Genomic DNA, 23,677 nt, shown 5'->3' with positions numbered 1-23,677 from the left:
AAACCTAAATTACTGTTATATTATGAAAGAAAAAAAGGAGGTCTCAAAATGAGAAAAATGTTAAATGCTTTAAAAGGAAAAGTGTCAATGGTAAAGGTGATGAACACATGTGCATTACTGGTTGCAGCTTATACAATTAATGTAACCTGTTTCTGGGCTCATCACCAGCCAGAAGTGCCAGAAGAGGCTAAGATGCTCAGGAAGTTCTAATGTTACAACGGATTTCAGAAGACATAGTCAGCTGGCAAATTAAAAAGAATCTTTTAAAAGATGATCAGCGCGCTTTATATCTTTACGCCTATGAGGTATTAATAAACCAGATTATAAACATAGTCGTGGCTGTGTTCATAGCAGTGATCATGCGTGCACCTGTGCCAGTGTTTGTGTTCCTTGCCAGCTATATACCATTAAGGTCATATTGCGGCGGGTATCATGCGAGAACCAATGGAGTCTGTACTGTAGTATCAGCAATCCTTATTCTGATTGTTTGTCTGCTTGAGAAGTACATAGTTGGGACAGCGGCTCTTATTCTCCCAATTGCAGGATTTCTTATTTCAGGAATTCTGATCTTTATGTTTGCACCTGTTCCTGACAGGAACAAGCTTCTCGATAAAGAGGAGACAAGCCGTTACCGGTCAAAGAGCAGACAGTTCTGGTTAACGGAAGTAATCGTAGGTGCAATATTCTGGTTTGTTAATATGAGAGTCTGTGTTGTACTGGCTATAAGCCATATGCTGCTGTCCGTTATGCTTGTATATGGAGTGCTGAAGAATAGTAAAGTAAAATAGAAAAACGAGACTGTTGCCTGGCAGCGGTCTCGTTTTTCTATTTTAGATATCAACAGGTTCTTCTTGCTATTCTTAAATAAAAGGCTGTTTCAACTGGACCGGCATGCAAATTTTGGAGCTCAATGTGTACAATTTTAGCACTTCGGTTGAATTTCTTTCAGTTATATGTAGAATGTAAATTATAAGTGATATAGTTCTCGGAACGAAAGGAGGGCTGATGGTGCAGAATAAAAGAAACAATGAAAGCTATTACCAATACAGAGCAAGCTGCTCAATCCGTAAAGAGGATGGAACCGAGGAAATAAAAAATTACGAATTGGAAACAGATATTTTATACGGAGATCTCCATTTTTGGAATCGTCTATATTATCTGAAAAAAAGTCAGAATATGCTGTTTGACTTTGCCTCCCGTGAACCAGGAATTGTAAAATGCAGAATCTTACAGGAAAGGCTGGTCTTAATACCAAGATTTACTTATAAATCAAAAAAGACAGTATTAAGAAAAGGATCATTAATCAAGAGACTGCTGCTGGTAATTGAAGTGATTGTATTACTGCTTTTGGTTATGACCAGAGCATCTGCTGCAGGAGAGGAAGAAAAGGGTATTTACGCAAAAGGTCAGGAGCTGTCTTATATTGCAGGCCATGGAGAGGAGAACATGGACCAGTATATATTAGATAAAGATTGAACAAAACAGAGAGGAAGAATCATGTGCGAAGAAGAGAAACTGATGAATGACAGGCATCTTGAACGGATTAACCGGTTTACCAGTATTGAAACAGGGATTTATGTGGAGGGAGAATTGCTTCAGTTTCGTGAAGCAAAGATGTTTGAGAACGAAGTGGGTATTTTTCTTCCCTCCACCTTTAAGGATATGAAACCGGAGGATGCGAAGAAAAAGTATTTTTCTGAGCAGCGTCCTGAAATTATAAAAACAAATGAAGATGGCACTGTTAATTTCTCCTTCAGTATGGTAGATAGAGAGATTAAGCCAGAACAGCTTGCGGATGTAATACAGGAATTTTATCTTGTTTTAAAGCGATTTCAACCAATGAGTGTTTGTCTGGAAGATGGGACAGAGTCAACATATAATGTGCCTTTTGCATGGATGGAATTTATCAGTACAGCGCTTGATGATAATCTCTTTAATACATTGATTATATACCCGGTGGGCAAAAAGCTGCTGATGGTGATGTTTAGCTGTCCGTTTGAGAAAAGGCTGGACTGGAGCCGCTGCTTAAGCGAAATCCGCAAGAGTATTACGATATATAGTAAGGAGAATGAAATTGGAGCAACTTAGAATCTATTTGGATTCCGGGGAGATGTTTTATCCGACACAATGTTTTATTGATAAAAGAGTAAATCAACATTTTACAGCTGTTGTAACCGGAGTGGTAAATTCAGATAAAGCTAATCTGATTCTTAGAGGATCAAAAGAGGTTTTGCTGACTGTAACTTTTGTTAACGAGGAAAACAAAGAAATACCAGTTTTCAAAGGCAGAATCGAAAGAAGATACGAAATTGAGGGGGCTGGAGCTGATTATTGGAATCTGTTTGCAGTGTCCCTGACTATGGATCTTGACAGAGAAAAGCATATAAGGACGTTTCAGGGTGAGGGACAGAATTATCTTCAGATAATTGGATCGGTGCTTGCCGGATATGAGAATACAACTGTGGTTTTAAGTAAAGAAATGCGGAAAACGTCTGATGGTCTTGCTGTACAGTATATGGAGACAGACTGGCAGTTTTTAATACGTCTGGCTGCAAAGAAAAATCAGATTCTGATGGCAGACAGTGTTCATAATAACATCTGTTTCCATTTTGGCAGAATAAAAAGAAAAGGCAGAAAGTGTTTTAATTCCGACCAGTACCGTATTAAATGCTACGATGACTATGAGAAAGGTGAGACTGTTGAATATCTGATTAAAAGCAGAAAGTGCCTGCGCTTATGTGATTGTGTGATGTTAGAAGACAGCGCTTATTACATATACTCCATGAGTATGAATTATAGCGGGGGTAAGGTGGAATTTGATTATGTACTCCGCACCCGGTCCGGTTTCCTGGTTCCTGCAAAGGAGCATTTAAATCTTGCGGGATTTATGATCATGGGTAATGTTAGAAATACAGGGGAGAACGCGGTTCAGATAAAGCTGCTGAGTGAGAAAGATGAAACCTATGGAAAGCCCATTTGGTTTCCGTTTTCTTCTGTATATACATCACCGGAAGGAACGGGCTTGTATGTTACGCCCAAACCAGGAGATCCCGTTCGGTTATATTTACCAGATGGCTGGGAAGAACATGCGTATGCAATTGGTTGCGTACCGGCTGGAGATACGGCTGGGGAAAGGAAAGAGATTATATGATAAAAGATCAGACGTTTCAGGATTTATACGGATATTTTTTTGGAATGTTAAACAGAGGGGATATGGATGAATTATATGTAAGGGCTTTGGAGGCAATTCCCTCCATTGTTTCCCTGGATCAGATCAATGATGTTAGAAATTCTTCAGGTGTCAGCAGTTTAAGAACATAAACAGCGCGTCCCTTTGTACCTCAAAATCCCCGTACTTCTGCACGGGGACGATGAAATGATCTGTTATAAAAGTTTGTTTGCGCCTATTTTGACTGAAGCCGGTTGATCATGGTTAAGATCAGCAGTAAATCACTTTCCGGCAAAGATTTAAGCTTGTCTATTGTATCCCTGACTAAGGGCGGGTTGGGATTATCATTATCGAAAAAATCTTTCGGCGTTACGCTTAAGTACTCACAGATTGCCAGAAACTCCGCCATGGAAGGGAGACTTCTGCCACTGGAGATACTTTGTACGTAACTTCTGCTGTGCCCAAGCTCCAGGCTCATCTTATGTTCTGCCACTCCCTTTTTTAGACGTAATTCTGTAATTCTTTTATTGATATAGTCTTGATCCATTATAGTCACCTCTCGTACTATATTTTATGATAATAAAATTTGTAAAATACACGATTAAAATATGTAAAATTCATATATTGCATAATTTGAATACCAATAGTATAATTAAAAACTGTTAATATTATGTAAAAAGTGCAGGGAGGAAAGGAGTTTGTATTAATATAAAAGTTCTGATAATCAGTTTATATGTACATAAGTAAAAATGCAATAGAAAAAGCGGAATCAGGCATACATAATATTAGCAAATGTAATTAGTAAATTTTACCTTGGTATGTTATGATGTTTCTAATATAGATGTCGAAACATGCGGTATGAGGTCGAAGTTTGAACTACAGGAGATAAAATTATGAAAAGAAGAGTAGGAATCAGAAGCATTGGGATAAAGATGCTCCTTGGCATTTTACCCGTCGTAGTGCTGGCACTGGCACTATTAGCGAAGCTCAGTGAATCTACAAGCAGAGAGTTGATTGAGCAGCAGAGTAATTCCACTATGGAATCAGAGCTGAAAGCGAATGTAAACGGCATTGACAATTATTTGAATGCAGTAGAGACCACAGCGATGAATATTTCTCATATCGTAGGGGCCTCTTATCAGTCCACGGATCTTGATACATATGGCAAGGCGATAGCAGATATTATATCTGGTAATGATTTAATACTTGGCAGTGGTATCTGGTTTGAACCAAATGTATATGATCCACAGCAAAAGTATGTAGGGCCTTACTGGTATAAAGATGGGGATAAGGTGACCTTAACCAATGAATACAGCAATGAGAGCTATGACTATTTTAATCAGGCGTATTATAAATCCGTATCAGGAGGGACAAAGGATGCAATTATAACCGATCCTTATTTTGATTCCACCCTCAACATGATGATGGCAAGCTGCACAGCTCCTATCTATGACAGCAGCAACCGTTTCATCGGAGCAGTTACGGTAGATATGCAGCTTAGCGACATTGACGAACTGATTAAATCCATTAAAGTTGGTAAGAACGGAACTGCAGTATTAATTTCCGGTGAAGGTGTTTATCTTTGCGGCGCAGATGCAGAAAAAGTGAGTAAAGGTGTGAATATGACTCAGGATGAGAATGCCACACTTTCCGCAGCAGCAGCCCAGATGGTGGCAAACGACAAAGGAAAGACGTTCTATACAGAGGGTGGGGAAACTTATAACCTCTATTATGATACGGTTCCGGGTGTGGGCTGGATTATTATGATTAAGATGCCTCAATCCGAGCTGGCAGAACCCATTGTTGCCTTAAATGAAAAGCTGGCGAAAATCAGCGCAGCAGCTTTGGTTTTATGTATCATTGCAGTTTTACTTCAGGTTGGAAGTATTACATCTGGTCTTAAGAAAGTCCGTAAGTTCGCAGGCTCTCTTGCAGACGGCGATTTTACGGTAAAGCCACTGAAATCCAGACGTAAAGATGAACTGGGGCAGATGAGCAGCTCATTAAACAATATGTTCCAAAGTAATAAAGGCGTGATCGAGCAGATTTCCGACCAGGCTGGTGATATTACCGATGCCAGTATACATTTAAATAAAGTATCGACCGGTCTGCTTGTTCAGTTCAGTGATGTGAAAACATATATGAGTGATGTAGACAAGGCGATGATGTCTTCCAGCGCAGCAACGGAAGAACTGAATGCATCTCTTGCAGAGGTTAACTCATCCGTAGGAGTACTTGCCAGCGAGACGGAAAAAAGCAGCAAGATTTCCGGTGAGATTATGGAACGGGCAAAAGACATTGAGAAAAAGAGCAGAGAAGCCTATGACAATGCCATTGTTATTTCACAGGAAAGAGAACAGGACCTCCAGATGGCTGTCCAGCATGCAAAGGTAGTGGAACGGATCGGCGATATGGCTCGTCTTATTTCCAATACGGCCTCCCAGATTAATCTTCTGTCACTGAACGCCTCTATTGAAGCGGTAAGAGCAGGAGAGCAGGGCAGAGGCTTTGCAGTTGTTGCCAGAGAAATCGGGAAACTTGCCAAGGACACTTCTGAGATTGTTAAGGAAATTGAGGGTACTATAACAGATGTCCAGAATGCATTTTCTATGATGTTAGACGGATCACAGTCTATGCTGTTGTTCTTAAGAGACACTGTGACTCCTGATTACAACAATTTTGTGAATGTAGGTCAGCAATATGGCCGGGATGCAGTTACCGTTGAGGAGATTTCCAATGAAGTGGAGGAGATGGCCACCAACATCAGCCAGGTCATGCAGGAAGTGCGTGATGCCATACAGAATGTTTCCGAATCCGTCCAGACTACGGCAGGCAACAGCAGCATGGTTCTTAGTACAATTGAAAAGGCATATGAAGTTGTACAGGACATGTCAAAGATGTCAGAGAAGCAGGAGCGGATTGCAGAAGAACTTAAGACGGTGGTTTCCGGCTTTAAATTAAAGTAATTTCATTATTGTCACCTGTACCTCCGCCAGATTGAAATGGCGGAGGTAATAAGGGATGAAATGCAAAAAAGAAATAAGGCAGAATCTGCGATCCGATTATTAAGAAAATTCATCATGGGGTTTAGCTGATCCAAAACCCAGAGTGTTGCTATGAATAGTGCCAGAATGAAGGTTAAGTGTGGCCATAAATTAACATACCATTTATTCATTGTCATGAACCCTCCTTTTTGAAATAAATAATATCACTGATCGTGCGTCCGCCTTCAACTGGCTGATTTATATAATTACCCTGGTATACCATAGCAGAGGATTTTCCACCATCCAGATTATAGGCCAGCAGACAATCTTCATTGGCCATGATTTCTGCAAGCTCACTCATGGTTGCTCCTTTCGAATATCCTATATTACGTCCGTCCACCAGAACGAACTTATAATGCCCTGGGCCGACATAACCAATCGCACAGCGGGGATTGCTGCCATTTAAATAAGAGGTAGTTTCAAACGTAGTCTTGACTGACCCGTTATCCAATAACGATGGACCGAAGTTCCACGCCTGCCATACATCGCATTCCAGTATCTTTTTCTGATCAAATTCTTCTGGAGTATATATTTTCATAGTACCATCCAGAAACAAAACGCATATTTCTGCATCATTCGTATCTGAACGGTAAAGAATTCCGTTTCTTACTACAATTCCCGTTTCATTATTTCCATAGGAATCACCGGATATCGCCAATAAAGCATCATTATCTTCCGCCATTTGAACGGTTGTCTCTCTTAAATTCTTACCAAATGTCCCATTGGCAAAAGCAGTTTGAAGCTGCTTGACGGAGGTTACGTATAGATCGGCGGTATAATAGGTGATTTTATCATTTCCCTCTCCTAACTCATTTTTTGTAATGTTCAGCTGTATGTTATCATTTTTGAATGACTCCAAAGTTGTATTGGTTTTACTGGATAAATCCAGGCTGTTTTTTTCTGATACAATTGACTTTGTATTAGTATTACCATTGCCGGGATTATTTTTATTGCCTCTTTTTTTACCAGAAGGACTGGTATTGGTATTGTCAACGCTGTCTGGAAGAGCAAAAGCCTGGGACTCTGTAGCGGCCTCATTGATTAAAATGGTAGCATTCTGATCCCCTTTACGTGGCATGATATAGAAATAAAGGATAAATGCTCCAAAGCAGAGCAAAGCAATTATAAAATCAAATAATATTACTTTTATAAATTTATTATTTATCATATTGGGTATCCTTTTCTTGAACGGAACTGATAGCGTTGAGTATAACGCCTGAATCTTAAATACATCTGAAAAAAAGAAAGATTATTCTGTGTGAATTTTTTCAGTATTATTTCAGTAGTTACTTGTATACTGTTGAAAAAGTGACAGAAAGAGAGGAACTCTATGGCAGTAAAGAATAATTATATTATTATTCCGGCGTATAATCCGGATGATCGGCTAATTGCTCTCTTAAAGGAATTGAGTTACAAATTGGAAGCAGTGCTGCTGATTGTCAATGATGGGAGCAGGATAGAAGCAGAAGAAATTTTCCGTGAGGCAGAAAGCTATGGAATTGTACTGCAGCATGACAGGAATTACGGAAAAGGAAAAGCAGTTAAAACTGCATTAACATTTATCAGAGATCAGAAGGTTTCAGGCAGAATAATCATTGCTGATGCAGATGGTCAACATACTGTGACTGATATTGCTCGTTTATTAGAGGCAAAAACAGGAGAGAAAAATATTCTTATAATCGGCAGCCGCAATTTCCAGGGTAATATACCCTTAAGAAGCAGATTAGGTAATCAGCTTACAAGATTTACGTTCTGGCTTTTATCTGGAAAATGGCTGAAAGACACGCAAACTGGGCTGAGAGGGTTTGACAGCACATTAATTCCAATGCTACTTGAGATATCAGGAGAGCGGTATGAATATGAGACAAATATGCTTCTGACCTGTATTAAAGAAAATATCAGGATTGTGGAAGTTCCCATTGAAACGATTTATCTGGAAGGAAATAAATCTTCTCATTTCCGGCCCTTAAAAGACTCTGCACGGATTTATATGACGATGCTAAAATTTGTTTCGTCCTCGTTTCTCAGTTTTTGTATCGATTACCTGCTGTTTGGCATTCTTTTATCCCTTACTTCCGGACTCGGGGTTATAACTGCAGATGCTGTCAGCAACATCATGTCAAGAATTGTAAGTGCTTCATTTAACTTCTTTGTAAACCGCAATTATGTATTTCATTACAAAGGAAACCTGTTGCAGTCTGCCTTGGGCTATGCCGCTTTGGCTCTTTCCATACTGGCAGTCAATACTGCCATGCTTTTATGGCTGGTAAGAGATTGGGGAATGGGTGGCTTAGAAGCAAAAATTGTGGTGGAGGTCACGATCTTCTTTGTTAACTTTCTGGTTCAGAAATTTTTCGTTTTCAAGAAAAGACCGGTTCATTCCGCTTTATAGAAAGGACAGGTTTAAAAATGTCTTGACATTTTAATTTTATCTTATTATAATGGTGACAATATTACATTAAAATATGAAATGCAATGAAAGTGCAAGTAGAATCTTAATTTCTATCAGAGAGAAGGGGTCACCGGCTGAAAGCCCTTTTAAGTTCAATTAAGAGTTCGAATTTCCCACTGAAGCAGCATGGCTGAAACTTGTGAATTTATTTAATTGGCAGGCGGGTAGGTCATGACGTCCGTACACGTTACGTATGCCGAGTGCCTGCTTTTGATGCAGGAATCAGGGTGGTACCGCGAACACAGCTTCGTCCCTTTACAGGGATGGAGCTTTTTTTAATGTATCAGGGAATGAATCAAAGAAGGAGAGCATGATGAAAGATCAATTAGAAAAAATCAAACAAGAAGCGTTAAAGCAAATTGAAGCTTCCGATGCGCTGGAAAAACTCAACGACATTAAAGTTGCTTATCTTGGGAAAAAGGGAGAACTGACCAGCGTGTTAAAGAGCATGAAGGACGTTACTCCGGAAGACAGACCTAAGATTGGACAGATGGTGAATGAGGCCAGAGAAGCAATTGAAGGTAAGCTGGACGCGGCCATGACTGCGCTGATGAAAAAAGCAAGAGAAGAGCAGCTGAAGAAAGAAGTAATCGATGTCACACTGCCGGCGAAGAGAAACCGGGTTGGCCATACCCACCCTAATACCATCGCATTAGAAGAGGTGGAGAGAATCTTCGTGGGCATGGGTTATGAAGTAATTGAAGGCCCGGAAGTAGAGTATGACCATTATAACTTTGAAAAGCTGAATATTCCCAAGAACCATCCGGCAAGAGATGAGCAGGATACTTTTTATATCAGTGACAACATTGTTTTAAGAAGTCAGACTTCTCCTGTTCAGGTTCGTACCATGGAGCAGGGAAAGCTTCCCATCCGTATGCTGGCACCAGGCAGAGTGTTCCGTTCTGATGAAGTAGATGCAACCCATTCACCTTCGTTCCATCAGATTGAGGGACTGGTAATCGATAAGAATATAACATTTGCAGATTTAAAAGGAACCCTGGCTGAATTTGCCAGAGAGTTATTTGGACCTGAGACAAAGGTGAAATTCCGCCCCCATCATTTCCCGTTTACTGAGCCAAGCGCAGAAATGGATGTTACCTGCTTTAAATGTGGAGGAAAGGGCTGCCGTTTCTGCAAAGGATCTGGCTGGATTGAGATTTTAGGCTGCGGAATGGTACACCCCAACGTGCTTGCCATGAGCGGAATCGATTCCAATGAATACTCTGGATTCGCATTCGGAGTGGGCTTGGAGAGAATTGCCTTGTTAAAATATGAGATTGATGACATGAGATTATTATATGAAAATGACATCAGATTCTTAAAGCAGTTCTAGAAACAGGAAGGGAGATAGATTGATGAATACACCATTATCATGGGTTAAAGCATATGTACCGGATTTGGAAGTGACACCTCAGGATTATACAGATGCCATGACACTGACCGGAACGAAGGTTGAGGGCTATGAATGCCTGGATAAAAATTTGGAGAAGATCGTAGTCGGTCATATCGTATCGATTGAACGCCATCCGGATGCAGATAAACTGATTGTCTGCCAGGTGAATGTAGGTTCTGAGACCGTTCAGATCGTAACTGGCGCATCAAACGTTAAAACAGGAGATAAGGTACCGGTTGTTTTAGACGGCGGAAAGGTTGCAGGAGGCCATGATGGCGGTCCTCTTCCGGAAGATGGAATTAAGATCAAAAAGGGCAAGTTAAGAGGCATTGAATCCTGCGGAATGATGTGCTCCATTGAAGAACTGGGATTTACAAACGAAATGTATCCTGACGCTCCTGAAAGCGGAATCTATATTCTTCCCGAGACTTCCGTACCGGGAAGTGATGCAGTAGAACTTCTTGGTCTTCATGATTCTGTTTTTGAATATGAAGTAACTTCAAACCGTGTGGACTGTTACAGTGTAATAGGGATTGCCAGAGAGGCAGCAGCTACATTTAACAAAACCTTTGTTCCTCCGGTAGTAACTGCTACAGGCAACAGCGAAGATGTTCACAATTATTTGAAAGTAACCGTAGAAGACAGCCGTCTTTGTTCCCGTTACTGCGCAAGAATGGTAAAAAATATTAAGATTGCTCCTTCTCCTGTCTGGATGCAGAGAAGACTTGCAGCTTGCGGAATCAGACCAATCAATAACATTGTTGATATCACCAACTATGTAATGGAAGAATACGGTCAGCCAATGCATGCATTTGATTATGAACAGCTGGCAGGTCATGAGATCGTTGTCAGATGTGCAGAAGATGGAGAGACCTTCCAGACCTTAGATGGCCAGGAAAGAAAACTGGACAGCACCGTTCTCATGATTCGTGACGGAGAGAAGGCAGTGGGGATTGCCGGTATTATGGGAGGGGAAAATTCTAAAATAACTGATGAAGTCCAGACCATGGTATTTGAAAGCGCCTGCTTTGATGGAACCAATATCCGTCTTTCCTCTAAGAAAGTTGGTTTAAGAACTGATGCTTCCGGCAAATTCGAAAAGGGCCTTGATCCCAACAATGCAAAGGTTGCAATTGACCGTGCATGCCAGCTGATTGAGGAGCTTGGCGCAGGTGAAGTAATTGGCGGTATGATTGATATTTATCCGGAGAAGAGAGAGGCAAAACGTGTTGCATTTGAACCGGAGAGAATGAACCGTCTTCTTGGTACAGATATTACAGCAGAGACGATGCTTGAGTATTACAAGCGTCTGGAACTGGAATATGATGAAAAAACAGGTGAGATCATTGTTCCTACATTCCGTCAGGATTTAGAATGTATGGCGGATCTGGCAGAAGAGACAGCAAGATTTTATGGTTATGATAAGATCCCGGTTTCTCTTCCTACCGGGGAAGCGACGACTGGTAAACTCTCCTATAAATTAAGAGTGGAGGAGCTGGCAAGAGAAGTTGCAGAGTTCTGCGGATTTTCTCAGGGAATGACATATTCCTTTGAAAGCCCTAAAGTTTTTGACCGTCTCCTTCTTCCTCAGGACAGTCCTCTTCGGGTAACTGTGAATATTTTAAATCCCCTTGGTGAGGACTTCAGTGTAATGAGAACAACTCCTCTTCACGGAATGTTAAATTCACTGTCTACAAACTACAACAGACGTAATAAAAATGTTCGCCTTTATGAGCTGGCCAATATTTATCTGCCAAAGAGCCTTCCTCTTACAGAGCTTCCAGATGAAAGAATGCAGTTTACTCTGGGCTTTTACGGAGATGGTGATTTCTTCGACATGAAGGGTGTTATTGAGGAGTTCTTTGAAAAAACCGGTATGAATTTAAAGCCTCATTATGATCCAAAGGCAGGAAAGACGTTCCTTCATCCGGGAAGACAGGCAGACATCATTTATGATGGAGTAAATATCGGATATTTAGGAGAGGTTCATCCGGAGGTAGCCGATAACTACAAGATCGGAGACCGGGCTTATGTGGCAGTGATCGATATGCCGTCTATGATCCCATTTACAAGTTTTGACCGTAAATACACCGGAATTGCCAAATATCCGGCAGTTACCAGAGATATCAGTATGGTAGTACCAAAGAATATTCTGGTAGGCCAGATAGAAGAAGTCATTGAACAGCGTGGAGGCAAGATATTAGAAAACTATGAGTTGTTTGATATTTATGAAGGTGCACAGATTCTGGCTGGTTTTAAATCAGTTGCCTATTCCATCACTTTCCGTGCAGCAGATCATACTCTGGAAGAACAGGAAGTTTCAGGAGTTATGAAAAAAATACTCAATGGTTTACAGGCACTTGGTATTGAGTTAAGAGCATAAAAATTTTTTATAAATAGATGTCGGGAGAAAAGCAAAAGCTTCCGGCATCTTTTTTTGTTTGCCTGCATGGAACTGAAAAATCCCGTCAATCCTTACGGTAGAGGAATGTTTGAAAACAGGGAGGCAAAACAGATGCTTGATGATCTTGATATTAAACTCATAAGAGGGAGAATGCTTTTGGATTCAGGAGGAAATCCGGCTGTGGAAGCAGAAGTGATCCTGGAAAACGGTGCACAGGGAAAAGCTGTGGTTTCGGTTTTTGATGAAATGACCGGAGAAGAAGAAGCAGATTATATCAGGGAATGGCTGTCGGAAGCGATTTTATTTGAAGATGCTGCAGAACAAAAAAATATTGATAATCTGCTGATCAGACAAAGAGAGGCAGACGATGCGGACCATAAAGAAAACGGCAGAGGAAAGGCCGGAGTGTTAGCACTTTCCATGGCAGCAGCAAGAGCCGCCGGAGCAGGTCTTGGACTTCCGCTATACCGCTATTTAGGTGGATCTACGGCTCCAGTCATGCCGGTTCCGGTCATGAGCATGATTGACGGTGGAGACTGGGGAAAAGGAATCGATTTTAAAGAAATTATGATTATCCCCTTAAACAGGACTTCTTTTGCAGAAGGACTGCGACTGGGTGGGGAAGTATACCAGACATTAAAGCGGCTTTTATCCCTAAACGGAATTGATACATCAGTGGGGGAAAGCGGCGGTTTTGCAGCAGACGTAAAAAGTGCAGAGGAAGCACTTCATTATATAATGGATGCAGTCAGACTTTCCGGATATGATCCGGATTCTGATGTGGCCGCTGGTATTTCCGGGTATGCAGATCATCTTTATGTAAAAGAAGAAGGAATTTACCATTTTGATAAAGAAAGCCTGAATAATGGAATACTGGTACACAGAAATCAAAAAGATATTATTTCCTATTATTTAAGGCTGGCAGACGGATTTCCTCTGGGACTTGTGACAGAAGGACTGTGGACAAAAGATCTTGAGGGAAGAAACCGGATGTATCAGATGTTTCAGCATCGTTTCACCATAGCTTCCGATGACTTTTTTGCATCCAATGGGGTGGAGATTCAGTTGAAGAAAGCAGGTACGGTAACAGCTGCACTGGAAATGGCAAAGAGAGCAGGAAGGCTTGGGCATAAAGTGATCTTTTCAAACAGCCATAAGGAAACAGAGGAAGTGTTTCTAAGTGACATGGCAGCGGCAGTTGGTGCTGATTATATAAAATGCGGTGCACCCTGCAGGGGAGAATGCACGGCAAAATACAACGAACTGCTAAGAATTGAGGAATTCTATCGCAGACGGCAGTGAAAAATAGAAAAAAATATTGTATTTACTGAAAATTTATGGTATGATAAGCGTTGTTTGACTTAAGGAGGTGGGAAAATGATCCGGATTATATTATCAATTGTGTTCGTTATTATATGCGTTGCTTTATCAGCGATTATCCTGTTACAGGAAGGAAAGAGTCAGGGTCTTGGTTCTATCGGTGGTATGGCGGATACTTACTGGGGCAGGAACAAAGGACGTTCCATGGAAGGAAAACTGGAGAAGTTTACAAAGTACGGAGCAATCCTGTTTTTTATCCTGTCATTAGTACTGAATCTGAATATACTGTAGCGATTAAACACTCTTGTGGTATAGCAGCAAGGGTGTTTTTTTCGCTTTAAGGAAAAATTCTGTCATACCATCAGGTGAAGTGCAGATAATAAAACTATAAATCAACTTGTTAGAAAAATTGTGAAAAGAGAGGAAAATAATGACAGAAGAACAGTTAATGCAGCGGAAAGCCATGTTTATGGAACTGTTTTCGGATCCGACTTATAAACCGATGAAATTAAAGGAACTTTCCATGCTATTTGGGGTTCCCAAACATCAGAGAGATGAATTAAAACAGGTACTGGATGCTTTGGTGTCAGAAGGAAAAATCGGAGTATCCCAGAAAGGAAAATACGGAAAGCCAGATATCGGTTCCATGGCAGGTGTATTTTTCGGACACCAGAAGGGCTTTGGTTTTGTATCGGTAGAAGGTTTTGAGAAAGATATCTTTATCCCGGAGGATAAGACTGGCGGCGCTCTTCATGGAGATACCGTTCTTATATCTGCGGAGGCTGAAGGCTCTGGCGGAAAGAGAGCAGAAGGCCGGGTTATTAAGGTGCTTCAGCATGCAAATGAAGAGATTATTGGATTTTATCAGAAAAATAAAAATTTTGGTTTCGTCATTCCGGATAACCAGAAGATTTCTAAGGATGTCTTTATCCCCCAGGGAAAAGATATGGGAGCAGTAAACGGACATAAAGTAGTGGTGAAGATTACCGATTTTGGAGGAGAAGGGAAAAAGCCGGAGGGCGTGATCAAGGAGATCCTTGGACATGTCAATGATCCGGGAACTGACATTCTTTCCATTGTGCGTGCTTACGGACTTCCGGAGGAATTCCCTGACAATGTGATGAAGCAGGTAGAGTCAGTCCCTGATTCTATTACCGGTAAAGATATGCAGGGGCGTCTGGATTTGAGAGAATTACAGACTGTTACCATAGATGGAGAAGACGCAAAGGATCTTGATGATGCCATCACCATTTCAAAAAAAGACGGGACATATACTCTGGGAGTACACATTGCTGATGTAACCAATTACGTAACAGAGCACAGCCCTCTTGATGAAGAAGCTTTAAAAAGAGGAACCAGCGTCTATCTGGTGGATCGTGTTATCCCCATGCTGCCCCACAAGCTGTCTAACGGTATCTGCTCTTTAAATCAGGGAGAGGATCGTCTGGCGCTGAGCTGCATCATGGAAATCGATGGAGAAGGAACGGTAACCGGTCACAGGATTGCGGAAACGGTGATTAATGTGGACCGGAGAATGACTTATACGGCGGTAAATGCAATTATAACCGATCATGATGAAGCAGTCATGAAAGAATATGAGGCCTTTATTTCCATGTTTGAACAGATGAAGGAACTGGCTGATATTCTAAGAGAAAAAAGGAAAAAAAGAGGTTCTATTGATTTTGACTTCCCGGAAACAAAGGTAATTCTTGATGAGCGGGGAAAACCATTGGAGATAAAACCTTATGACCGGAATTCTGCCACTAAAATTATAGAAGATTTTATGCTTATGGCAAATGAGACAGTTGCAGAGGATTATTTCTGGCAGGAAATTCCGTTCCTTTACCGGACTCATGACAACCCGGATCCGGAGAAGATGAAAAGTCTGGCTACGCTGATTAACAATTTCGGCTATTCCATTCGCTTCCATAACGGAGAGGTATATCCCAAAGAAGTTCAGAAGCTGCTTGCCAATGCAGAGGATACTCCGGAAGAAGCCTTAATCAGCCGTCTTGCACTCCGGTCCATGAAGCAGGCAAAGTATACCGTAGGAAATACCGGACATTTCGGTCTGGCTGCCAAGTATTATACCCATTTTACTTCACCCATCCGAAGATATCCGGATCTGCAGATCCACCGTATCATCAAAGAGAACCTAAGATCCGGACTCAGCGAGAAGCGGGTCAGCCATTATGACAAGCTCCTGATGCAGGTGGCCGTTCAGTCCTCTTCTCTGGAGAGACGGGCAGATGAAGCAGAGCGGGAAACCATTAAGCTGAAAAAATGTGAGTATATGTCCAGGTATATTGGTCAGGAGTTTGAGGGAGTCATTTCAGGAGTAACAAACTGGGGACTTTATGTAGAACTTCCCAATACGGTGGAAGGTCTGATTCATGTCAATGATCTTCAGGATGATTATTATCATTTTGATGAAGAACATTATGAACTGGTGGGAGAAATGACCAGGAAGACGTTTAAACTTGGTCAGCCCATTCGGGTAATCGTATCGGGTACGGATAAACTGCTTCGTACCATCGACTTTATTTTGGGAAGAGATTTTGACGGGGAATAATAAATACTAAATTGGCAGGATGAAAATACTTTGTTTTTATCCTGCCTGCATTATATCAGGGAGCTGCCAGATATGAAAATAAAATATTTAATGAATGCATGCATGATAGCAGCATTGTTGTTTACCATGACCGGATGTGCAAAGGAAAGAAATAAGATCACGGTTCAAGAGCCTGAAACTACTAAAACAATAATTGATGAAACGAAGAAGGAAGAAAGTGAATCAAAGATAATAGTTGATAAAACAGAGCGTTTGGAACATATAATGATTAGTGACTGGTTTGATGATGATACTGCAATTGTATCAAAAGATAATGAATCATTAGAAAAAATGAGCTTATCCGAACTATCAGACAAGTATCCAAAGAGTCTATATTTACTAAATATTAACTCAAAAGAATATCAGCTGGTTAAGGAACAAAAAGATGTATTGCTTGGGGAAGCTGTGTTCTCCAGGGATAAGAAATATCTGATATACGATGAATCTGTTTTAGGGGATCCTGCTTACTTCATTATGAATATGGAGAATCATGAGAGCATTGGGCTTAAGGGAGAACCGATTGGTGGAGCAAAAAGTGCGCACTGGGCGGATAACGAAACTGTCATCGGTTCAGCATATAGCGGTGGTGTTTATCTGGCTGACAGAACTGGAAATATGAGCCTGATTGATGAATTAAAAGAGGAAGGAATATTTCTTGCTGAGAAACTGGGTAACAATATTTATTATAATACACAATCAGATTTAACTTTAATGACCTTAGACCTGGCTACTAAGAAAAAGACCAGTCTTAATCTGGGGCAGGTATCTGGAATCTTACCGTCTCCTGACAATAAAGAGATGATAATCTTACAGAATAATGACTCAAAAAGTTCCATGATTATTTATAGTCCTGAGCAGGATGAAAAAATTACAATTGCAGAGAATGCTGAATTGTACGGAGTATCCTGGTCTCCTGATCAGAAGATGATTGCTTATGGCATGAAAGAAGATGCAAATAATGCATCAGAAAGAAATCTGTATGTATATGATATACTTACTGGAAAATCCATAAAGACTGCTGTGAATACTGAACTCATAAGTACTAACTGGAGTGCTTCTGGAAAAAGATTATCCTACACGGAATGGGATGGAAATCAGTATACCAGCAGTATTGTTTATTTTAAATAGAGCCTTTGCTGATTTTCTTATCCTTTACGAGATATAAATAATGTAGTATGATTGTGTAAAGTTTTAATAAGGGAGATTTATCCATATGGGAGAAAATTTTAAATTAATCGCCAATAACAAAAAGGCGTATCATGATTATTTTATCGATGAAAAATATGAAGCCGGTATCGAGCTGTTTGGCACTGAAGTAAAGTCCATACGTATGGGCAAATGCAGTGTAAAGGAGTCGTTTGTCCGAGTTGACAAAGGTGAGGTTTATGTATTTGGCATGAACATCAGTCCTTATGAAAAGGGGAATATTTTCAACAAAGATCCACTGCGTATCAGAAAGCTCCTCCTTCATAAATCGGAAATTCAAAAACTGGATGAAAAAATTGCACAAAAAGGATATACTCTGGTTCCTCTTTCCGTATATTTTAAAGGCAGTCTGGTTAAAGTGGAGATCGGTCTGGCAAGGGGTAAAAAACTTTATGATAAAAGGGATGATATCGCTAAGAAAGACCAGAAGCGGGAACTGGAACGTGACTTTAAAGTACGCAATTTAAAGGTGTAATGGTTGTATGACGAAGTAATTGCCCGTCTGTACAGAACATCGATTGGATGGTAAAATAGGGGTATAAAATAATGGGAGGAAACTGCGGATGGCACTATATGATTATGTAGGGGCATTAAGAAAAGGGCGAAGGCAGTACCAGGCATCCGTATCAAGAGGAGAGTATCCGTATCTGCCAGTGCTTGATGATATCTTATCTTATTCTGATATCGTTTCTGAAGTCAATTTAGGAATTATGGATATTCCGCTGGAGAAGGTAATCGGTACCAAGACAGAAGGACGGACCAATGCATTTGCCAGTAATTTCATGCCCCTTTTGTCGGAAAAATCCGAATTTGGAGCGAAGTGGGCCTACCTGTATGATCATCAGATTCAGGAAGGAATTCATGATCCGATTGTTGTTTATGAATTCATGAATCAATATTATGTACAGGAAGGCAATAAAAGGGTCAGCGTATTAAAGTATGTGGGAGCCTTCAGCATCGCTGCCTCAGTAATCCGGATGATTCCAAAGCGTACTGATGATTTAAACAACCGGCTTTATTACGAATTCCTTGATTTTTATCAGGTTTCCTTTAACTGTGATATCTGGTTCAGCAAGGAAGGCAGCTATGATAAGCTTTTGAAGGTAATGAATAAAATTCCGGGAGAACAGTGGAGCGAAGATGACAGACTGGTGTTTAAGTCTGCATATGACCGTTTTTCCAAAGCATTTCACGCATTCGGCGGTGATGATTATGACATGACCTGCTCCGATGCATTTTTAGTCTATGTGGAGCTGCTTGGATACAAGTCGGTTAAAGACCGGGTGGAAAAGCAGATTAAGAAGGATCTGGTTAAGATTAAGGATGAACTTCTTCTGTCCTCCAGAGGCAATAAGATTGCGCTGGTGGAGCAGCCGGAGGAGGCTTTAGAGGGATCGGATAACACCACTATGAAGCTGATCAACTGGCTGCTTCCCAATCCAGGCCTTGACCCCTCCATGCTTAAAATAGCATTTATTCATGCAAAGACAGCGGAAACTTCCAGCTGGACTTACGGTCATGAACTGGGCAGGATGTATCTGGAGCAGGCATTTGACGGAAAGACAGAAACCATGGTCTTTTTCCATGCAGACTCGGAAGCGGAGACGGCGAAGGCATTTGATGCTGCGATTGCAGGCGGCTGCAACATGATTTTTACAACAGCTTCCCAGATGATTAATTTAAGTGTAAAGACTGCCATTGACCATCCGGAAATCAGAGTGTTCAACTGTTCGGTCAATATGTCCTATTCTTCTGTCTGCACCTATTATGGAAGAATGTACGAATCAAAGTTTTTGATGGGAGCTTTAGCTGCATCCATGTCACGGGATGACAAACTTGGTTATATTGCAGATTATCCCATATATGGCACCATTGCCAATATCAATGCATTCGCTTTGGGGGCAAGGATGATTAATCCTTATGCAAAGGTTTATCTGGAGTGGTCAAGGATAGCAGGGCGGGATGCTCAGGCAGAACTTGAGAAAGAAGGAATCCGTTTTATATCCGGTGATGATATGATTACTCCTCAGGCACCTACAAGAGAATACGGTCTCTATCAGAAAGCTGCAGATGGAAGCCTGAGAAACCTGGCTACTCCTATCTGGCATTGGGGTAAGTTTTATGAAAGAATCGTAAATCTCACCTGTCACGGTTCTGTTGACAGGAAAGAAATGAAAGGCAAGCAGGCGATAAACTACTGGTGGGGAATGTCTGCAGACGTCATTGATGTGATCTGCTCCCAAAATCTCCCACACGGCACAAACCGGCTGATTACATTTTTGAAAAATTCCATTCGGGCAGGAAGCTTCCAGCCATTTGTTGGAACCATTTACTCTCAGGATGGCACAATTCAGTGTGAAGATGGGTTAAGTCTCACACCGGAGGAGATTACTACCATGAACTGGCTTACGGAAAATGTAGTAGGTCAGATTCCTGATTTTGAAGAGTTAACAGAAGAAGCCCGGTCATTGGTTCGTCTTCAGGGTCAGACAATATACGAGAACATGGATACGGAGGAACTTCAGCGTGAAAATTCTGGTACTGGCGGATCATGAGTCCAAGTCGCTCTACGAATTCTATACACCGGAGAAGCTAAAAGATATTGATTTAATCATTTCCTGCGGAGATTTAAGAGCAAATTATCTGACGTTTTTTGCCACCTGTTCTCACGCACCGGTCTATTACGTAAGGGGAAACCATGATTGTCAGTATGACAGATGTCCTCCGGAGGGGTGTACCTGCATTGAAGATGAGATTGTTACCTTCAATGGAGTAAGAATTTTGGGGCTGGGTGGTTCCATGGAATATATTCCGGGTTCTCCCAACCAGTTTACAGAAAAGAAAATGGAACAGAGAATTAAGCGCATGTGGTGGAAGTTAAAGAAAAATAAGGGGTTTGATATACTTGTAACCCATGCGCCTGCTTTTGAACTCAATGATCTGCCGGATCTGCCTCATCGGGGGTTTTCCTGCTTTAAGATGTTGATGGACAAGTATGCACCCAGGTACTTTCTTCACGGTCATATCCATGCTAATTATGGCAATGCTTTTAAGAGAGAAGATCAGTATGGAAGCACCGTTGTGATCAATGCTTATGAATATTGCATTATTGATTACACGTAATATGGTAACTTTTACAGCGATACGTTCATATCCTATTACAGAAGCCCGTTTACGGGATTAAACTCATTGCACTGCACATGACTCTACAGTACAAACTGAGCAGGCGTCAGCTTTTAACAGCTGTAAGCCGGGTTGCTTTCGCAACAGCAGATGATTTGAAAGCATCTGTGGGACAGTAGTTAACTCTAATTGTTCCACAGGTGCATTTTTTATTTATCAGCAGCTGTAATCTGATCAAACTGGGGGAACTGGTATGAAACGTATCACTAAATTAAAGAAAGAAAAGTATGGAAAAAGTCTTGCCATGCACGTATCGGTGGTGAGCATTATCATTAATTTAATGCTTTCTGCATTTAAACTGGCGGCAGGTATGCTTGGGCATTCTGGAGCGATGATTTCGGATGCAGTTCATTCTGTTTCCGATGTGTTCAGCACATTTATTGTTATGATCGGTGTGCAGCTGGCAGATAAAAAATCTGATAAAGAGCATCCATACGGTCATGACCGGATGGAATGTGTTGCTTCTGCCATACTTGCTTCTTTATTAATGGCAACAGGCGTTGTAATTGGCATCACTGGTATTAAAGCCATAACAGGGCAGAATGGAAAGACGGCAGAAATCCCGGGATTGATTGCTTTGGTCGCGGCAGTTTTATCAATCGTCGTAAAAGAATGGATGTACTGGTACACAAGAGCAGCAGCCAAAAAGATAAATTCAGGTGCTGTTATGGCAGATGCATGGCACCATCGCTCTGACGCGCTGTCTTCTGTGGGAGCGATGATTGGGATTGGCGGTGCAAGAATGGGAATTCCTGTTTTAGATCCTCTGGCCAGTATTGTAATCTGTATTTTCATTGGTAAGGCAGCTATCGATATATTTCGTGATTCCATGAACAAAATGATCGATAAATCCTGTGATGAGGATACGGTTCAAAAAATGAAGGAGTTTGCAATGTCAGTTATGGGGGTAAAGAGGATTGACGATATCAGAACCAGAATGTTTGGTGCAAAAGTATATGTGGATATTGAAATTGCAGCAGAAGGAAAACTGGAACTGGTAATGTCACACGAAATAGCAGAAAAGGTGCATCTGTGTATAGAAGAACACTTTCCTGATGTAAAGCATTGCATGGTTCACGTAAATCCTGTACTTGATATGGAAGAAAATGATTAAATATGTCTATAGGTATAACTCCAGATTATAATACACATTCCTATTATTTAGTTGACAAATAACAGTTACATTGTTATCATTTAAATATTATACAAAAAGGCAGGGATGTGAATGGAAAGAATCGTATTATCATTGTTGGTTGATAACACTGCCGGCGTTTTAAGCCGCGTAGCCGGACTGTTCAGCCGCCGTGGCTATAACATTGAGAGCCTTACGGTAGGAGTAACTGCGGATGAGAGATATTCGAGGATGACAGTGGTTTCTGTAGGTGAACAGGAGATCTTGGATCAGATTGAAAAGCAGCTGAGAAAGCTGGAGGATGTCAGGGATATCAAGGAATTGAAGCCCGGACGTTCTGTTTACCGTGAACTTATTCTTGTAAAGGTCCGCGCCAATGCCAGTGAGCGTCAGGCGATCAGTGCCATTGCAGATATATTCAGGGCTACCATTGTTGATGTGGGAAGAGATTCTTTAACCGTCATGCTGACAGGCGACCAGTCAAAACTGGATGCACTGATTAACCTCCTTGGAGATTATGAGATTTTAGAGTTGGCAAGAACTGGTCTGACAGGACTTTCCAGAGGATCAGATGATATCCGCTATCTGCCATAGGCAGTCTGTTGTTGTTAGCTAGAGGTGTTGCCAAAGGCGGACAGTGAGTCGTCGGCATAGTTCCTTTAACAAAATATATTATGAGTCAGTATATGAGGAGGAAAGAAAGATGGCAAAGATTTACTACCAGGAAGACTGCAACTTATCTTTATTAGAAGGTAAGACCATTGCAGTGATTGGATACGGAAGCCAGGGTCATGCCCATGCGCTTAATTTAAAGGAGTCCGGATGTGATGTCATCATTGGACTTTACGAAGGAAGCAGTTCCTGGGCGAAAGCAGAGGCTCAGGGTTTATCCGTTTATACTGCAGCTGAAGCAGCAAAGAAAGCAGACATCATCATGATTCTGATCAATGATGAGAAACAGGCTGCTATGTATAAGGAATCGGTAGAACCAAACTTAAAAGATGGCGATATGCTGATGTTCGCTCACGGTTTTGCAATTCACTTCGGACAGATCGTTCCTCCTAAGAATGTTGATGTTACTATGATTGCTCCAAAAGCACCAGGTCATACAGTTCGTAATGAATATCTGGTAGGCAGAGGAACTCCCTGCCTTGTAGCAGTTCATCAGGACTATACCGGTAAGGCAATGGACAAGGCTCTGGCATATGCATCTGCAATTGGTGGTGCAAGAGCAGGCGTTTTAGAGACAACCTTCCGGGTTGAGACAGAGACGGATCTTTTTGGTGAGCAGGCTGTATTGTGCGGTGGTGTATGTGCACTGATGAAAGCTGGTTTTGAGACATTGGTGGAAGCAGGATATGCACCGGAGAACGCTTACTTTGAGTGTGTACATGAGATGAAGCTGATCGTTGATCTTATCTTTGAAAGCGGTTTTGCTGGTATGAGATATTCAATCTCCAATACAGCTGAGTATGGAGATTATATTACAGGACCAAAGATTATTACGGATGAGACCAAAAAGGCTATGAAGAAAGTGCTGACAGACATTCAGGATGGTACATTTGCAAAAGACTGGCTGCTTGAGAATCAGGTTGGCGGTGCTCACTTCAAAGCTATGAGAAATGCAGAAGCTTCTCATGAATTAGAGAAAGTCGGAGCAGATCTTCGTAAGCTTTACAGCTGGAATAACGGCGGAAAACTGATCGATAACTAAATATAATTTTAGTATATGTAAAATAGCTGATAGAAAAGAGCATGTGGTT

At 41.2% G+C, this 23,677-nt stretch carries 22 protein-coding genes, 1 riboswitch and 1 other annotated feature; of the genes, 20 read left to right on the top strand and 2 right to left on the bottom strand.

Going from position 1 to position 23,677, the window contains the following annotated elements:
* The first annotated feature begins 48 nt into the window (after window positions 1–48).
* From ACOAOT_RS10165 to ACOAOT_RS10140, 6 genes are all read left to right on the top strand, one after another.
* Window positions 49–210: a cyclic lactone autoinducer peptide gene (locus tag ACOAOT_RS10165; RefSeq protein ID WP_242980208.1), complete on the top strand. Its 162-nt coding sequence runs from the start codon at window positions 49–51 to the stop codon at window positions 208–210.
* Window positions 210–788 (top strand): accessory gene regulator ArgB-like protein, encoded by a 579-nt coding sequence (locus ACOAOT_RS10160; RefSeq protein ID WP_420216879.1) that lies wholly within the window; start codon window positions 210–212, stop codon window positions 786–788. The genes ACOAOT_RS10165 and ACOAOT_RS10160 overlap by 1 nt, the downstream gene beginning before the upstream one ends.
* A gap of 217 nt (window positions 789–1,005) precedes the next feature.
* The gene (locus ACOAOT_RS10155; protein ID WP_420216878.1) at window positions 1,006–1,476 is read left to right on the top strand and encodes a hypothetical protein; all 471 of its coding nucleotides are present in this window, start codon (window positions 1,006–1,008) and stop codon (window positions 1,474–1,476) included.
* A 21-nt stretch (window positions 1,477–1,497) separates the two neighbouring features.
* A complete protein-coding gene (locus tag ACOAOT_RS10150) occupies window positions 1,498–2,088 on the top strand; it encodes a hypothetical protein (protein WP_420216877.1) in 591 nt (196 codons plus the stop codon).
* Window positions 2,075–3,151: a hypothetical protein gene (locus ACOAOT_RS10145; RefSeq protein WP_420216876.1), complete on the top strand. Its 1,077-nt coding sequence runs from the start codon at window positions 2,075–2,077 to the stop codon at window positions 3,149–3,151. The genes ACOAOT_RS10150 and ACOAOT_RS10145 overlap by 14 nt, the downstream gene beginning before the upstream one ends.
* Entirely contained in the window at window positions 3,148–3,321 is a 174-nt protein-coding gene (locus ACOAOT_RS10140) for a hypothetical protein (protein WP_420216875.1), read from the top strand. Before ACOAOT_RS10145 ends, ACOAOT_RS10140 begins: the two co-directional genes overlap by 4 nt.
* 83 nt (window positions 3,322–3,404) lie before the next feature.
* Here the strand turns inward: ACOAOT_RS10140 and ACOAOT_RS10135 are convergent, their stop codons facing one another.
* Window positions 3,405–3,716 carry a helix-turn-helix domain-containing protein gene (locus ACOAOT_RS10135; RefSeq protein ID WP_104437610.1) on the bottom strand — a complete coding sequence of 104 codons (312 nt, stop codon included), beginning with the start codon at window positions 3,714–3,716 and terminating at the stop codon, window positions 3,405–3,407.
* 346 nt (window positions 3,717–4,062) lie between these two features.
* On the opposite strand from ACOAOT_RS10135, the gene ACOAOT_RS10130 reads away from it, so the two are divergent.
* A complete protein-coding gene (locus tag ACOAOT_RS10130; RefSeq protein ID WP_420216874.1) occupies window positions 4,063–6,135 on the top strand; it encodes a methyl-accepting chemotaxis protein in 2,073 nt (690 codons plus the stop codon).
* A gap of 211 nt (window positions 6,136–6,346) precedes the next feature.
* Here the strand turns inward: ACOAOT_RS10130 and ACOAOT_RS10125 are convergent, their stop codons facing one another.
* A complete protein-coding gene (locus tag ACOAOT_RS10125) occupies window positions 6,347–7,381 on the bottom strand; it encodes a phosphodiester glycosidase family protein (RefSeq protein WP_420216873.1) in 1,035 nt (344 codons plus the stop codon).
* Between the two features lie 162 nt (window positions 7,382–7,543).
* Here ACOAOT_RS10125 and ACOAOT_RS10120 point away from each other — a divergent pair, with 162 nt between their 5' ends.
* The 13 genes from ACOAOT_RS10120 (at window position 7,544) to ilvC (ending at window position 23,628) form a co-directional block, all read left to right on the top strand.
* Window positions 7,544–8,605 carry a GtrA family protein gene (locus ACOAOT_RS10120; RefSeq protein ID WP_420216872.1) on the top strand — a complete coding sequence of 354 codons (1,062 nt, stop codon included), beginning with the start codon at window positions 7,544–7,546 and terminating at the stop codon, window positions 8,603–8,605.
* Window positions 8,606–8,679: 74 nt separating this feature from the next.
* Window positions 8,680–8,923: a binding site (T-box leader), on the top strand.
* A 55-nt stretch (window positions 8,924–8,978) separates the two neighbouring features.
* Window positions 8,979–9,998, top strand: a complete 1,020-nt coding sequence (gene pheS, locus ACOAOT_RS10115; protein ID WP_104437601.1) for a phenylalanine--tRNA ligase subunit alpha — start codon at window positions 8,979–8,981, stop codon at window positions 9,996–9,998.
* A gap of 22 nt (window positions 9,999–10,020) precedes the next feature.
* Window positions 10,021–12,441: a phenylalanine--tRNA ligase subunit beta gene (gene pheT / locus ACOAOT_RS10110; protein ID WP_420216871.1), complete on the top strand. Its 2,421-nt coding sequence runs from the start codon at window positions 10,021–10,023 to the stop codon at window positions 12,439–12,441.
* Between the two features lie 132 nt (window positions 12,442–12,573).
* The gene (locus ACOAOT_RS10105; protein ID WP_420216870.1) at window positions 12,574–13,764 is read left to right on the top strand and encodes a phosphopyruvate hydratase family protein; all 1,191 of its coding nucleotides are present in this window, start codon (window positions 12,574–12,576) and stop codon (window positions 13,762–13,764) included.
* Between the two features lie 75 nt (window positions 13,765–13,839).
* A complete protein-coding gene (secG, locus tag ACOAOT_RS10100; RefSeq protein ID WP_104437598.1) occupies window positions 13,840–14,073 on the top strand; it encodes a preprotein translocase subunit SecG in 234 nt (77 codons plus the stop codon).
* Window positions 14,074–14,212: 139 nt separating this feature from the next.
* Window positions 14,213–16,354 carry a ribonuclease R gene (gene rnr, locus ACOAOT_RS10095; RefSeq protein ID WP_420216869.1) on the top strand — a complete coding sequence of 714 codons (2,142 nt, stop codon included), beginning with the start codon at window positions 14,213–14,215 and terminating at the stop codon, window positions 16,352–16,354.
* Between the two features lie 72 nt (window positions 16,355–16,426).
* Window positions 16,427–17,521, top strand: coding sequence for a hypothetical protein (locus ACOAOT_RS10090; RefSeq protein WP_420216868.1), 1,095 nt, complete (start codon window positions 16,427–16,429; stop codon window positions 17,519–17,521).
* 85 nt (window positions 17,522–17,606) lie between these two features.
* A complete protein-coding gene (gene smpB, locus ACOAOT_RS10085; RefSeq protein WP_104437596.1) occupies window positions 17,607–18,074 on the top strand; it encodes an SsrA-binding protein SmpB in 468 nt (155 codons plus the stop codon).
* 88 nt (window positions 18,075–18,162) lie between these two features.
* Window positions 18,163–20,154, top strand: a complete 1,992-nt coding sequence (locus tag ACOAOT_RS10080; protein ID WP_420216867.1) for a BMP family ABC transporter substrate-binding protein — start codon at window positions 18,163–18,165, stop codon at window positions 20,152–20,154.
* A complete protein-coding gene (locus tag ACOAOT_RS10075; RefSeq protein ID WP_420216866.1) occupies window positions 20,126–20,722 on the top strand; it encodes a metallophosphoesterase family protein in 597 nt (198 codons plus the stop codon). Before ACOAOT_RS10080 ends, ACOAOT_RS10075 begins: the two co-directional genes overlap by 29 nt.
* 85 nt (window positions 20,723–20,807) lie before the next feature.
* A riboswitch (NiCo riboswitch) is annotated at window positions 20,808–20,900 on the top strand.
* Window positions 20,901–20,975: 75 nt separating this feature from the next.
* Window positions 20,976–21,896, top strand: coding sequence for a cation diffusion facilitator family transporter (locus ACOAOT_RS10070; protein WP_420216865.1), 921 nt, complete (start codon window positions 20,976–20,978; stop codon window positions 21,894–21,896).
* Window positions 21,897–22,007: 111 nt separating this feature from the next.
* Window positions 22,008–22,508: an acetolactate synthase small subunit gene (gene ilvN, locus ACOAOT_RS10065; protein ID WP_104437592.1), complete on the top strand. Its 501-nt coding sequence runs from the start codon at window positions 22,008–22,010 to the stop codon at window positions 22,506–22,508.
* 109 nt (window positions 22,509–22,617) lie between these two features.
* Window positions 22,618–23,628 carry a ketol-acid reductoisomerase gene (gene ilvC, locus ACOAOT_RS10060; RefSeq protein WP_104437591.1) on the top strand — a complete coding sequence of 337 codons (1,011 nt, stop codon included), beginning with the start codon at window positions 22,618–22,620 and terminating at the stop codon, window positions 23,626–23,628.
* Window positions 23,629–23,677: the final 49 nt, after the last annotated feature.

It is taken from the genome of Lacrimispora struthionigena (assembly GCF_048627165.1).
In the GTDB taxonomy this organism is placed as follows: Bacteria; Bacillota; Clostridia; order Lachnospirales; family Lachnospiraceae; genus Lacrimispora.
Note: the sequence above shows the minus strand (reverse complement) of the source record. Positions and strands in the feature narration are given on the sequence as shown.